Source organism: Enterococcus sp. 5B3_DIV0040 (assembly GCF_002140755.1).
Taxonomy (GTDB): domain Bacteria; phylum Bacillota; class Bacilli; order Lactobacillales; family Enterococcaceae; genus Enterococcus_D; species Enterococcus_D casseliflavus.
In genome coordinates this window covers 2,147,870-2,161,086 of sequence record NZ_NGLC01000001.1, presented here as the reverse complement: position 1 = coordinate 2,161,086, position 13,217 = coordinate 2,147,870, and the positions used below count along the sequence as shown (strand labels likewise).

The window sequence follows — 13,217 nt, the reverse complement described above, 5'->3', positions numbered from 1 at the left end:
AGCAAAAAATCTACTATAATTATATAGGAACAGGAAGTAGGATGGAAAAATGATCAATTGGAAAAAAGGTTTAGCAAGTGTTGCCGTCGTCGGACTAGGATTCGTTCTAGCAGCTTGCGGTGGATCAAATACAGAGGAAACGGCAACCAGCAGTGCAGCTGGTGCTGGCGATGATGCAACATTCACTTATGCCATCAGCGGGGACCCATCGTCCACCAACCCGATCAACACCAGTGATCGCTGGGGATTGACAGTGACAAACATGATCTATTCTCCACTCGTTACAGTGGAAGCAGATGGAACAACACAAAATGCGTTAGCAGAATCAGTGGAACCGGCGGAAGACGGCCTTTCGTTGACCGTGCATTTGAAACAAGATGTCAAATGGTCAGATGGCGAAGATTTTACTGCCGATGACGTTGTTTTCACGTATGAACAAAAAGTCAAAAAAGAAAACGGGAATGCCGATTCGCTTTGGGTCGACGACCAGCCGATCGCGATCGAAAAAGTGGATGAATACACCGTGAAATTTGTGTTGCCAACACCGAGTGCAGCAGCAATCAGCAATATCGCAACCGAAACATACATCATTCCAGAGCACATCTTTAAAGATGTTAGCGACTTTTCGGTCAGTGAACTGCCTGAAAAACCAGTTGGTACGGGTCCATATCAATTGAAAGAATACAAACGTGGTGAGTACTTTACTTTTGAAGCCAATGAAAACTATTATGGCGGCAAGCCTTCGATTCAAAACGTGACCTTGCGGATCATTGAAAGTACTGATACGGCCAAAGTTGCTTTGCAAAAAGGGGAAGTTGACGCAGCCGTTGTTTTGCCTTCAGATATCGAAGACTTAGATGATACGCAAATTTCTGTTTATCCCTATACAGAAAACCGCATCGGATACTTAGGCTTAAATACTCATTCAGATGCATTACAAGATGTGAAGGTCCGTCAAGCAGTCTTGTATGCTTTGAACAAAGATGAATTAAATCAAGCTGCGTATTTAGATGAAGACTATTATGCAACACCGTATTCATTCTTACCACCGAACAATCCATACGTCACCGAAGATGTCGAGAAATATGAAACAAATGCTGAAAAAGCAAAAGAGCTTTTACAAGAAGCAGGTGTCACTGATTTGTCATTGAACTTGGCGTTCAACTCAACTGACCCAGCTCAAACGATCCAAGCTACGTTGATCCAACAACAATTGCAACAAGCAGGCATTACAGTTACCCTTGAAGGGGGCGATGGTACTGCGATCTTCACTGAGTTGAAAAAACCTGATTCAACGAAATACAACCTGTTCCTTGGCGGGTATATCATGGGGAATGACCCTGACTTATACGGCAGTTTATTCGAAACTGGCGGCAGTGCCAACTACTTCCAAAGCAATAGCGAAACCATTGACAATTTGTTTGCGCAAGCAGCAGTTGAATTGGACACAGACAAGCGTGAAGCATTGTACGATGATCTGCAAAAAGCCATTGCTGACGAAGCGATCATTTACCCAATCGTTGACAACAAGAAAATCTTAGCGGTCAATAACCGAATTGGTAATGTAGAAGATGCAGGCTTGATCCCAATCTATACATTCGAAGATATGTCTAAATTGACAATCAAGTAAATCCATTGGCTGTGATAAAGAGGAATCTTTTTTATCACAGCTTTTTTCTATGAAAAAGAAAGAAGGTCAATTATGTTTCGATATATTGCAAAACGAGTATTGCAAGCAATCCCTTTGCTATTTGTGATCTCTTTTATCGTATTTTCACTAATACATATCGCCCCGTATGATGTGATCGATTCCATCACGACACCGAATATGTCACAAGAGCAAATCGATCTGTTGCGGCAGCGCTATGGCTTGGATCAACCCTTTTTGGTTCAATATTTTCTTTGGATCAGAAATGTTCTTACTGGTAATCTTGGCTTTTCGTTGGTTTCTCAAAGCAGCATTTCACAAGAACTTGCGACTCGGATCCCGAATACGATGCGGCTAGTGATCCCTGCATATTTGACGGCTTTATTGCTGGCGATCATTTTGGGTCTGTTAGCCGCTGCCAACAAAGGAAAGATTTGGGATCGGATCATTGACGCTGTGGCATCTCTAGGGATCGCCGTGCCGACCTTCTGGTTTGCGATGATCTTGATTTATGTATTTGGTTACTTATTGAATATGTTCCCAATCATTGGCATGTATACAGTCGGCAAAGAAGGGGATTTTGGCGATTTTCTGCAGCACTTTATTTTGCCTTATATCACATTGACTGTCGCCTTCTTCCCAGATTTGACAAGGTATATTCGGGCATCAGCGACTCAGCAAGTATCAGAAGACTACGTGATGGTGCAACGGGCATTTCATGCCAGCAAATGGCAGATTTTCAGCCGTCACATCAGTCGCAATATTTTGATTCCCGTTGTCACCCAAATCGGATTGGCGTTACCGATGTTAGTTACCGGTGCGATCATCACAGAAACGATCTACGGCTGGCCGGGCGTCGGACCTTACTTGATGAGTGCAACGAAAAGCCTCGATTATCCTGTGATCATGGCGATCATGCTGCTGTCAGCAACACTGGTCATCTTAGGGAATTTGTTAGCGGATGTATTATATTCTGTGGTTGATCCACGTATCCGTAAAGGAGGGAGCAAGTAATGAAACGTTTCAAAAAAATCAGTGAAGTCATGCTTGCTTCGCCCATCTATACTTTTTCTGTCGTTTTCTTGACCCTATTGATCGTGCTATCGCTCGTTGCGCCTTTGATCCCGATCGATCCCAATGCAACGGATGTCAGCAACATGTCACAGCCACCGAGCTGGGCTCATTTGTTTGGGACCGATGAAGTGGGCCGGGATTACTTTATTCGGGTCGTCTACGGCGGTCGGGTGTCCTTGTTTGTAGGTGTGTTGGCAATGATCACTGCGACGTTTATTGGGACTCTTGTCGGTCTTGTTTCTGGCTACTTTGGCGGATGGATCGATAACTTGCTGATGCGACTCGTCGATGTGTTGTCATCGATTCCTTGGCTGGTGTTAGTGATCGTTTTGAGCGTCTTTTTACGTCCTGGACTAACCACGATCATTATTGTGATCGGCGGGTTTTCATGGATGAACATCGCTCGTTTGATTCGTGGTGAAACGTTAGCAGCGAAAGAACGGGAGTATGTTGCTTACGGGAAATTTATCGGTCGTTCTTCATTCAGTATTATCGTGAAGCATGTTTTCCCAGCAGTACTGCCAACCTTGATCGTTGCGGCATCCGCAAGTATTTCTGGGGCGATCATGACCGAATCAGCATTGAGCTTCCTCGGATTAGGCATTCAGCAGCCGATGGCTTCGTGGGGCAGTCTGTTGCAAAATGCGCAAAACAGCTTGCAGCGGGCACCATACATGGCGATCCTTCCAGGGCTCTTTGTTATTTTCACCATCTATTCCTTCAACAACATCGGCGACATGATCAAACATGTCTTGCAAAGGGAGGTGTGACCGATGAAGACAGAATTGTTAGCGATCGAAGCGTTGAATGTGACGTTTCACAGCAAAACCGGTCCGAAACCGTTAGTCAAAAAGCTGGATCTAGTGATTCCAAAAGGCAAAGTGGTTGGGATCGTCGGCGAATCTGGTAGTGGCAAAAGTATGACCATGAAAAGTGTCATGGATCTTTTGCCTGATAAGGTGACCGATCACTATGCCAGTTATACATTTGAAGGAGCAGCAGTGACCGATCGTCGAACATTACCGATCGCCATGATTTTTCAAGACCCGATGACTTCGTTGAATCCTTTGCGTACGATTGGCTATCATTTGATCGAAGTGATTCGCCGCTCACAAAACGTATCGAAAAAAGCAGCTCAAGAAATCGCCGTCAAAGAGTTAGAAAAAGTCGGCATACCTTTTCCAGCACAACGTATGAAACAATATCCCCACGAGCTATCAGGAGGGATGCGTCAGCGGGTGATGATCGCCATGGCTTTATTGGCGCAACCGAAATTACTGATCGCAGATGAACCGACGACGGCTTTAGATGTGACGATCCAAGCACAGATTTTGGCCTTGATCAAAAACCTGCAAAGAGAGAACCAGCTTTCCGTCGTCCTTGTGACCCATGACTTTGGGGTCGTTGCAGGAATGTGCGACTTTATTAAAGTGATGTATCAAGGTCGAGTCGTGGAAGAAGGCACCACGGAAGAGATCTTTTATCAACCTGCGCATCCTTATACGAAACAATTATTGCAAGCGGCACATTTAGGCGACAAGCATGCCGAATTAAAAGTCTTTGACTATCATGAGACATTGGCAGATGAGTTGCAAGAAACGCAGTTATCTAAGACCCATCGCGTTTGGCGCAATCAGGAGGTGACAGAATAATGGAAGAACTGATTCGCGTAGAACATGCGACGAAAACCTTTCGCAGCAAAAACTGGCGCGGCACTGTCAGTGAAGTCCGAGCGGTCGAAGATGTCAGTCTAACGATCCATCGGGGCGAGACATTGGGGCTAGTAGGGGAATCTGGGAGTGGGAAAACCACTTTAGGACGCAGTATTTTAAATTTAGAGACCTTAACAAGCGGGGAGATTTTCTTCGAAGGCAAAGAGCTAACAGCATTGACGGCAGAAGATCGCAAAGCAGCGTATCAGCAAATGCAGATCATTTTCCAAGATCCGTATTCATCATTGAATCCCCGCATGACGGCACTTGAACTGGTGATGGAGCCGTTGTATCATGAAACGAAAGATGCTGCCCGAGCGAAAGCCAAAGAAATCTTAGCGATCGTCGGGATCACGGGTGATGATGTCCATAAACTGCCCCGCGGTTTCAGCGGCGGACAACGGCAACGGATCGGCATCGCTCGTGCGGTGGTCAATCGCCCGGCGTTCGTCTTGTGTGATGAACCGACTTCGGCATTAGATGTCTCCATTCAGGCTCAGATCATCCAATTGCTGCTGCGTCTGCAAAAAGAGTTTTCATTGTCTTATTTGTTCATTTCCCATGACTTGTCCGTGATTCGTCATATCAGTGACCGAACAGCCGTCATGTATCAAGGGAAACTAGTTGAATTGGCACCCACCGACCGTTTGTTTGACAATCCGCTGCATCCTTACACGAAGAAATTATTAGCAGCAGCGCCGATCGCTGATCCTGTGTTAGCAAGAGGTGCGATGGAACAAACGGAGATTCAAAGCACGATTACTTTGACACCATTGTATGAATGGGTCGAAGTTGAACCAGATCATTTTGTGAGGAGAGAAAAACGATGACAGTAGAAACATTGACGATCCATCAAGGAAGCGACAAATTTGAAATGACGACCCCAACTGGCAATTGGGTATTAGCACGGGAAAAAGGCTATTCGCCAGTCCAAATGCTGGTGAGTGCGGTCGCTGCTTGCGGCGGCTATGTATACGCATCCGTCCTAGAGAATTCAAAAATCACAGCAGAAATCGAAAAGATCGAAGTCAGCTATGACCGGGATGACAACAAAAAAGCCCAACCAGTCAGTGCCATCCACATTCAGTTTTATGCGAAAATCGCTGAAGCCGACCATGACAAAGCGACCCGTTGCCTAAAACTCGTTTCACCAAATTGCCCCGTGATCCAATCATTAGATCCAGCGATCGAAGTGACGGAAACAGTGACGTTTATTTAATCGAAAAAGACTTTGTGTGCCTGAAACCAATAGGCGTACAAAGTCTTTTTTTTGATCAATAAATAATATTCTCCCGAATAAAGTCGATATCTGTCACTAATAGTTTGCGATCGACACTTTTTAGAGCGCCAGATTCTCGTAATTTTTGCATCATTCGATTGACACTGCTGGCAGAGGTAATGCCGCAAAAGCGAGCGATCTCCTCATTGGTGACTTCAAAGTCAATCAAGACACCATCTGTTGTCTGGATTCCGAACGTTTCATACAGCTCATTGATTTGGGTACAGACAGCACCAAATTTGCCGTTCATCAGCATTTGCTGCATCTTTTTCATCGTATCCATCAAGTTTCTTCGATAATACTCTTTGACATAATCCTGAAGCAGACGGTCACGATTGACATCTGCCCAAAATTGATCCCGCACGATTTTGTATAATTCGGCTTCTTCTGATTCAACCCGCACATTAAAAGGGGCTTCGACTTCTTGAGAGGATTCGTCTTTAAACAAAGAGACGATCTCAAAATCCGTCAAATAGCGCAAGTTGAATTCGCGCCCTTCATGGGTCACTACGCTAGTTTTGATGATGCCTTTTTTTAAAATATAGACGTACCGATCCGGGATGCCTTCATATGTCAAGTAACTCTTTTTCTTACGGATAACGATCGGTATTGCTTGTTTTTCTAAATAATCACGTAATATCTGTTTCTCCACCCACGTTACTCCTTCACTTCATGCCAACCCAACATTTTCTGAAAAAAATCTGAAATTTCCTCTATTCATGCTTCATTAAAAGACATTTCTGGTGAAAAAGCAATAACAAATGTTAATGTTTCTTGTTAATGCTCTTTTTTAACAGCAAAAGCGCATTTCAAGCAGAGGAAGTTTCGGTATAGTAAAACGCATCACAGCACAAACAGGAGGAATGGAAGAAACATGTCAGATAGGGAAACCAATCAAGAAGGAGTCGTCAGCTCGTTGCCGACAACTAAAAATGAAAAACTATGGAACAAAGGGTTTATCACGATTACCTTGATCAATTTTATCGTCTTTCTCGTGTATTATTGTTTTGTCGTCATCACCGCGAAATTTGCCACGCAGGAGTTAGGGGCATCCACTGCACAAGCTGGCTTGGCAGCGGGGATCTATATTATCGGGACCTTGATCGCTCGCTTGTATGTTGGGAAAATTTTAGAATTAGTTGGTCGTAAAGCCGTTTTGCGCTGGGGGATATTGTTTTATGTCATTACCACCGCTGCTTATTTGGTCTCAGTCAACATTTATATTTTAGATGCGGTGCGCTTTTTCAATGGCTTTGCTTATGGTGCCGTCTCGACTGCGGCTAATGCGATCGTCACCGCTTATATCCCAGCTTCAAAACATGGCGAAGGGATCAATTACTATGGATTAAGTACTAGTTTAGCAGCGGCGGTCGGACCTTTTATTGGTATGCTATTACTACCGACGGTCGGCTTTGATTTTATTATTTGGTTAGCAACTATTTTATCGATCGCAACAGCCATCGCTTGTTTCTGGTTCCCGGTCAAAAACATCCCATTGACGGAAGAACACAAAGCACAGCTGCAAAAATGGTCCGTCAAAAGTTTTGTCGAACCAAAAGTTTTTTTCATTTCTGGGATTGCCTTTTTGATCGGGTTGGCTTATTCCAGCGTTCTCGGCTTCTTGTCGATCTACGCCAGTGACCTTGGGTTGGAAACGGCCGGTGCCTTTTTCTTCATCGTCTATGCACTTTCTGTGACCTTCACACGGCCAATGACGGGCAAACTGTTTGACCGCCATGGCGCAGATGCAGTCATGTATCCCAGCTTTCTTTTCTTGACCCTGGGTCTTTTCTTATTGAGTATTACTGGCAACAGCTGGATGTTGTTGCTTGCGGGTTGCTTTGTCGGCTTGGGCTATGGCACCTTCATGTCCAATGGCCAAGCCGTCTGTCTGAAAGAAGTCGATCCTCACCGAGTCGGCGTAGCGCTCTCCACTTATTTCATCGGGCTGGATCTCGGCTTAGGCGTAGGTCCCTATGCACTAGGAAGCTTACACGGTCTGTTTGATTATTCGCAAATCTACATCTTATGCGGACTGATCCCAGTCGTCGTTCTTGTTTTATACAAATTGTTTTATAAAACGAAACGCGCAGTTGCCGCCGTTGGTACGATGAATCAGCCAATCAACGAAGAAGACTAACCTCAACCATTACAAAAAGGAGTGTTTCACCATGGATAACAATCAATTGATTATTGAAGCATTGAACAAATTAGTAACGAATATCAACGAATTGAATGAAGAAATGCATGCCATGAAAGAGGTCACCGCAACAATGACCCATGAACAGCTTGCTATCGATCATCAATTACGCGACATCAAATCGGTATTGATCAATGACAATCTGATTGGGTAAATTGTCATAAGGCTTGAAAGGAAACAAGAAACAGGAATGAACGCTTTTTTTTGAGAATGTTTCCTGCTCACTTACTGGTGGTAGAAAGATTCACATGAGAAAAGCGTTTTTTTGATGCACAAAAAAAGAAAAGCGAACATTGGCAGATTTTGTACAAGAAAATAAGCAAGAAAAATTGTAGCAGTCCGGGCTTGTATGCTATAGTGTGTCTGGGTAGCAATACCTAAAAAAAATCAGAGTAGGAAATAAAGCGTTAAGTGCTGAAAGGATGGGATGTTGCCTTTCGGACGAAGAACGATCATTCGTTCGCGGTTTTATTTTCGCATTCGCTGCATGAATTTGTAGCAACTCTAAAAGGAGATGCTCGCTATGAAAAGAAAAGTCGATGCACACATGATTGCGGTCATGGGACTTTTGATTGCCTTAATGGTCGTCTTGTCGCAAATCTTGGGGTTTGAAACCTCCTATATCAAAATCACATTTTCCTTTGTACCACAGCTGATCATGGGTATGCTGTTTGGTCCGTTTTGGACAGCAGTTGGCTCCTCATTAGCCGATATCGCAGGAATGGTGATTTTTCCAAAATCAGCCTACTTTTTCGGCTTTACCATCAATGCCTTCGTTGGTGGACTGATTTATGGCTACTTCTTTTATCGGAAAGAAGTCACATTAAAACGAGCGGCGATGGTCGTCTTGTTAAATACACTTTTAATAACCTTGATCTTAACACCGATCTGGTTAGCTATGATGCTGAATATTCCTTTGACAAGCTGGGCGATCTGGTCGGTCCGCTTGCTAAAAGCAGTCATCATGTTCCCGATACAAACTGCGTTGATTTACATCGTAGGGCGTGCGGTACCATACAAACGGCTGATCCGACGGTTCGTTTAACGAGTAAAAAAGAACGATAACATCCATTGAAGTGAATCATCTGCGAATATTTCGTCAGTGGTTCACTTTTTTCTTTCTAAGGATTGGCTTAATCATTCTCAATAACTTGTTTAGAGGGGAAGGGGAACCTATGAATAAAAAAGGACTCGCTATGGGACTGTTTCTTTTCTTGGTCTTAGCAGCAATGGGAGGGATGAAGTGGATGATAGAACAGCAAAAACAGCAAACTGAAGAGCCAGCCATGATCCAGCAAAGCAGCTTGAGGGACGAAACACAGGAAGAAAGCAGGGAAAGTCAGGAAACCACCTCAGTTTCCACGTCAACTTCTGTTTCAACTTCCACGCAAGAACAGCCAGAAGAGGCAATAGCAGAAAAAATCGCCACGATGAGTTTGGAGGAAAAGGTCGGGCAATTGTTTTTTGTGCGTGTGCCAGAAAGCAATCAAATCGAAGAGCTTCAAAAGTATCACTTTGGTGGCTATCTGTTATTCGGCCGTGATACCGAAAATGAGACGGCGGCGAGCTTGAAACAGAAAATTTCAGATTACCAAGCAGCCAGCGCCATCCCGCTGTTAATCGGTATGGATGAAGAAGGGGGCACAGTGACTCGCATCAGCCGCAATCCGAACCTTACGGATCAGCGTTTTCTCTCACCACAACAGCTGTATGCCCAAGGTGGATGGTCAGCGATCGAAGAAGATACAGCAAAGAAAGCGGAAATTTTAAAAGCTTACGGCATCAATGCTGGGCTGTTTCCCGTTGCCGATGTTTCCACTGATCCGCAGTCCTTTATCTACGACAGAACCATTGGCATGGATGCGCAGGGCACGAGTGCGTTTGTAGAACGTGTGGTTCATGTTTTACAGAAACACCACGTTGGGTCTACCTTGAAGCATTTTCCTGGCTATGGCAACAATCGTGACTCGCATGTCGAAATCGTCACCGATGACCGCCCGCTATCTGCACTGCGGGAAACGGATTTTCTGCCTTTTGCCGCAGGGATCAAAGCTGGTGCCGACAGTATTTTGGTCGGCCATACGATCGTCAATAGTATCGATAAGACCGTACCCGCCTCTATTTCAAAACCCGTGCATGAGCTGCTGCGAAATGAATTGCATTTTAAAGGGGTCATCATGACGGATGACTTGGATATGGCAGGACTTTCTGAGTTCATTCCGCAAAAAGAAGCCGCATTACAGGCGTTGCAGGCGGGAAATGATCTAGTGATCTCCTCTACCTATCAAGAACAGATTCCTTTTGTGGTACAAGCGGTTGAAGATGGCCGCTATTTAGAAGCTGATTTGAATGCTTCCGTCAAACGGGTCTTGCTCTGGAAAGAAGCATTGCATTTACTTTAAGAAAAAAATAAACCTGCTGTTTCCTCCGTGTAAGAGAGTCGTTCTCTTACTGAGAGGAAGCAGCAGGTTTTTTTTAGATACTCTGAGCCAGTGCCTCTAATTCTTTGGCAAAGGCTTCTTGCCCAATAAAACGCAGATAATCCAGTGCTTTTTCAATCGTGGCCATTCCCAGCGTACGATCTCCTTGAAACAAGGCGTAGATGCCTTCGAAATAACGAATCATCAAGCGGATACGATCATTGTCAGGCGGCAGGTGATCGGCTAGATACGTCAGCACATGCGCCAACTCGGCAGGTTTTTTGCGATCGATAAACAAGAAAGCCGCATTCGTCAGCAATTTTGTGTAGATTTGATAATTGATACTTAACGCATTGCTGTAAAAAATTTTTTTATTCAGGTGTTTCATTTGATACAAGATGTACTCGTCAGAAAAGAGGAAGAGCAGATTGGTAAATAAGGAGATTTCAAATTTTCCCCACGTGTCGATGCGTTCCAAGTATTTCTTGATGGTCGCTTCGATGATGCGCCGTTCTTCCTCGTCGGTAACCACGCCTTTTTTCTCTAAAATCAAAAAGAATTGACTATACAGGACATAATAGAAGAAATCCTTCGTGGTTTTATACAGCGCTTGGGCTTTGTTGATCAAAGAGAGGACTTCAGAATACTTGCTTTCATAGTAAGCGGTGGTCAACTGTTTGGATAGCTGCTTTTTCTCGCTGACTTGATTGTCATCCAAGCGATACTCAAATTCCTCCAAAGTGACATTTAAGCGGTCCAAATATTGGTGCAAAATATCAAAGGCGATGCGGTGCCCTTTTTGTTCAAAGGTTGCCAGTGTACTGCGTTCTGAAATGTTCTCAACCAATTTTCGCTGTGAGATATTTCGTTCCGTTCGTAACTCTTTTAACAAGTCATTGGCCTTCAAAAAATCCCTCCTAAAAAAAGTGGACGGAAAAATAGTCCAAATATGTTACAGCTTTATTTTGCGGGTAAACTTGAAGAAAGTCAATTAAAGGAGGAGAAATGGATGTTTGATTTTTTTAGTTTTCCCTGGGAAGTTGTAGAACTAATGGCTAACGTTTTTTCTTTCTTCAAATAATCGATCCTTTGTGATTGGTTAGCAATTGATTTTTAACAGGAAAAAGTATAAGTGGTTTCACGTAATAAGTTACTGTTCATTCGTGCATTCAAACGCCCTCTCCCCAAACAGCTTACCCTGTCAAGGTGCGTAGGTTTGCCGAATCCCTTTTAAAAAAGGAGCAAACACAACAGCGAGTGATTGCTCTTTTTTTGTTGGTCAAAAAACCTGCATACGGCATCGCAACAGTCAGTTTTGTTTTTTCTTGAACATTGGTTCATTCGGATCAGAATAGTAATCAGGATTGAATTCATCATCGATCGAGACCCCGAAAAGAGAGACGAGACTGGGAAGAACCCCAATCACGCCGAGGACGACGGCAACTGGAAGGTAGAACTTTTTGCGCTTGTACCACGGAAGCTGCGATTTCTTTTCCATAGGAACTCCTCCTTTTTAAATAGTGTAGCATGTTCTGAGTTGAGTGTGTTAATAATTACCTTCAATATTTAAAAATATACTAAAACGGTATATCTGATGGGATAAAAAGTTTCGCTAGGTAAATCTAGTGAGGGTTCGTTTTTGTCATTGTTGCCAGAATCAAGTTTTATAAAAAAGGAACCGAGTAAGAAAGCCATCCTTCTTACTCGGTTCCATTTTATTGTAAGTAATCCTTGGTTTGGTCCATCAAGGTTTGAAAGTCTGATTCGTTTTTTCTTATCGCCTCTGTTAGGGTAAACAAATAACCGTTGGGGTCTTTGATGGTCATTTCAAGGGCATTCCACGGCTTTTCCATCAAAGGTTCCACGATCCACTTTTCGGGAATTTTCTGAGCGATATTCTTAAGATCAATCATCGCTACATTCAAAATTGCCCCATCGCCAACAGTGAACGAGTCTGCGGCAATCAGCATCAAATCTTGGTAGTCAGCAAGACGCAGATGGTCCATCGTCACTTGATTTTCTTGATTGCGAAACTGATACAATGACTGGAACCCCAAGATTTCAGCAAACCATTTTGATGATTGTTCAATATCTTTTGTCTTCAATTGATAAAACATTGGCATAACATAAACTTTCATTTTGACACCTCCTCTTAATTAGAGGATACCGCTTGACGCAGCGTCAAAGTCAATAGACAATTTCGTATTGAAGCAAAGCTTGAAAATGGCGTTTCTTTTAGACTTAAGTCAAGGAAAAATGGGCAATAATTGTTTGACTCACTTCATCAGGTGATAAGTGGGTATTGTTGATTTTCAGCGAAGGAATCGTTGGAAAAAGGGTAGCTAATTCCTGTGGCAGGCTTTCTAAGCGATAGTTTTCAAACGAAGACAAAAGCTCGTTTCTAGAAAAAGCCAGCGCTCTTTTTGACGGCTTTGCGGCTAAACGGTCCTCATGGCAATTGCGCTTTAAGCGTTCCTCAATATCAGCCACTAATTCGATAAAATAGACCTTTTGCTGGGCATCGGTAAATAGTTGGGCGATCTCTTGTAAAAAAGCTAAATCTCCCGCTTGATCGAAACCAATCAAGACCGTAAAAATGATTGATTTTGTCGTATTATTGGCTTCATTTTGAACAAAGGCTTTGAAGAGTTCGATCCGCGTTTGATTAGACAAAGCGAATGCTGCGGGGCTATAGCCAAGAAAGTTCGCAAAAAGATCAATGGTCTGGTGATTGAATAAAAGCTTTGCATCCAATCGTTTTTCCAGTTCTTTGCCCACAGTCATTTTCCCTACGGCTTGTGCGCCAATCAAGACGATCAATGACATCACAACACATCCTTTTTATCAATCGTAACAAAGGTGGTTTGCAATGTAAATCAGTTCT

The 13,217-nt window shown here is 43.5% G+C and carries 15 protein-coding genes and 1 riboswitch; of the genes, 10 read left to right on the top strand and 5 right to left on the bottom strand.

The annotated features are described in order from the left end of the window. The first annotated feature begins 49 nt into the window (after positions 1-49). The 6 genes from A5883_RS10170 to A5883_RS10145 all read left to right on the top strand — a co-directional run bounded on the left by A5883_RS10170 (position 50) and on the right by A5883_RS10145 (position 5,653). Positions 50-1,630: an ABC transporter substrate-binding protein gene (locus A5883_RS10170; protein ID WP_081116608.1), complete on the top strand. Its 1,581-nt coding sequence runs from the start codon at positions 50-52 to the stop codon at positions 1,628-1,630. Between the two features lie 72 nt (positions 1,631-1,702). Beyond that, positions 1,703-2,662: an ABC transporter permease gene (locus A5883_RS10165; protein ID WP_002307597.1), complete on the top strand. Its 960-nt coding sequence runs from the start codon at positions 1,703-1,705 to the stop codon at positions 2,660-2,662. Continuing rightward, the gene (locus tag A5883_RS10160) at positions 2,662-3,492 is read left to right on the top strand and encodes an ABC transporter permease (RefSeq protein ID WP_010747808.1); all 831 of its coding nucleotides are present in this window, start codon (positions 2,662-2,664) and stop codon (positions 3,490-3,492) included. Before A5883_RS10165 ends, A5883_RS10160 begins: the two co-directional genes overlap by 1 nt. Before the next feature lie 3 nt (positions 3,493-3,495). Further along, entirely contained in the window at positions 3,496-4,374 is an 879-nt protein-coding gene (locus A5883_RS10155; protein ID WP_060791841.1) for an ABC transporter ATP-binding protein, read from the top strand. Continuing rightward, positions 4,374-5,264 carry an ATP-binding cassette domain-containing protein gene (locus tag A5883_RS10150; RefSeq protein ID WP_086338475.1) on the top strand — a complete coding sequence of 297 codons (891 nt, stop codon included), beginning with the start codon at positions 4,374-4,376 and terminating at the stop codon, positions 5,262-5,264. The genes A5883_RS10155 and A5883_RS10150 overlap by 1 nt, the downstream gene beginning before the upstream one ends. Beyond that, on the top strand, positions 5,261-5,653 hold the full coding sequence (locus A5883_RS10145) for an OsmC family protein (RefSeq protein WP_010747810.1): 393 nt from the start codon (positions 5,261-5,263) through the stop codon (positions 5,651-5,653). The genes A5883_RS10150 and A5883_RS10145 overlap by 4 nt, the downstream gene beginning before the upstream one ends. A 55-nt stretch (positions 5,654-5,708) precedes the next feature. Here A5883_RS10145 and A5883_RS10140 read toward each other — a convergent pair whose 3' ends face one another. Then, positions 5,709-6,365 carry a Crp/Fnr family transcriptional regulator gene (locus tag A5883_RS10140; RefSeq protein ID WP_086338474.1) on the bottom strand — a complete coding sequence of 219 codons (657 nt, stop codon included), beginning with the start codon at positions 6,363-6,365 and terminating at the stop codon, positions 5,709-5,711. Positions 6,366-6,587: 222 nt separating this feature from the next. On the opposite strand from A5883_RS10140, the gene A5883_RS10135 reads away from it, so the two are divergent. From A5883_RS10135 to A5883_RS10120, 4 genes are all read left to right on the top strand, one after another. After that, positions 6,588-7,853, top strand: a complete 1,266-nt coding sequence (locus A5883_RS10135; RefSeq protein ID WP_086338473.1) for an MFS transporter — start codon at positions 6,588-6,590, stop codon at positions 7,851-7,853. 31 nt (positions 7,854-7,884) lie between these two features. Beyond that, the gene (locus A5883_RS10130; protein ID WP_005225550.1) at positions 7,885-8,067 is read left to right on the top strand and encodes a hypothetical protein; all 183 of its coding nucleotides are present in this window, start codon (positions 7,885-7,887) and stop codon (positions 8,065-8,067) included. Positions 8,068-8,299: 232 nt separating this feature from the next. After that, positions 8,300-8,401: riboswitch (THF riboswitch) on the top strand. A gap of 26 nt (positions 8,402-8,427) precedes the next feature. Beyond that, the gene (locus tag A5883_RS10125) at positions 8,428-8,958 is read left to right on the top strand and encodes a folate family ECF transporter S component (protein WP_005225551.1); all 531 of its coding nucleotides are present in this window, start codon (positions 8,428-8,430) and stop codon (positions 8,956-8,958) included. A gap of 130 nt (positions 8,959-9,088) precedes the next feature. After that, positions 9,089-10,315 carry a glycoside hydrolase family 3 protein gene (locus A5883_RS10120; protein WP_086338472.1) on the top strand — a complete coding sequence of 409 codons (1,227 nt, stop codon included), beginning with the start codon at positions 9,089-9,091 and terminating at the stop codon, positions 10,313-10,315. A gap of 73 nt (positions 10,316-10,388) precedes the next feature. Here A5883_RS10120 and A5883_RS10115 read toward each other — a convergent pair whose 3' ends face one another. From A5883_RS10115 to A5883_RS10100, 4 genes are all read right to left on the bottom strand, one after another. Next, the gene (locus A5883_RS10115) at positions 10,389-11,240 is read right to left on the bottom strand and encodes an Rgg/GadR/MutR family transcriptional regulator (RefSeq protein WP_081116612.1); all 852 of its coding nucleotides are present in this window, start codon (positions 11,238-11,240) and stop codon (positions 10,389-10,391) included. Positions 11,241-11,642: 402 nt separating this feature from the next. Continuing rightward, positions 11,643-11,831, bottom strand: coding sequence for a hypothetical protein (locus tag A5883_RS10110; RefSeq protein WP_005225554.1), 189 nt, complete (start codon positions 11,829-11,831; stop codon positions 11,643-11,645). Between the two features lie 217 nt (positions 11,832-12,048). After that, entirely contained in the window at positions 12,049-12,471 is a 423-nt protein-coding gene (locus A5883_RS10105; protein ID WP_074535039.1) for a glyoxalase, read from the bottom strand. Positions 12,472-12,574: 103 nt separating this feature from the next. Next, complete coding sequence (locus A5883_RS10100; RefSeq protein WP_086338471.1) at positions 12,575-13,159, bottom strand: AAA family ATPase; 585 nt, start codon at positions 13,157-13,159, stop codon at positions 12,575-12,577. Between the last annotated feature and the right edge of the window lie 58 nt (positions 13,160-13,217).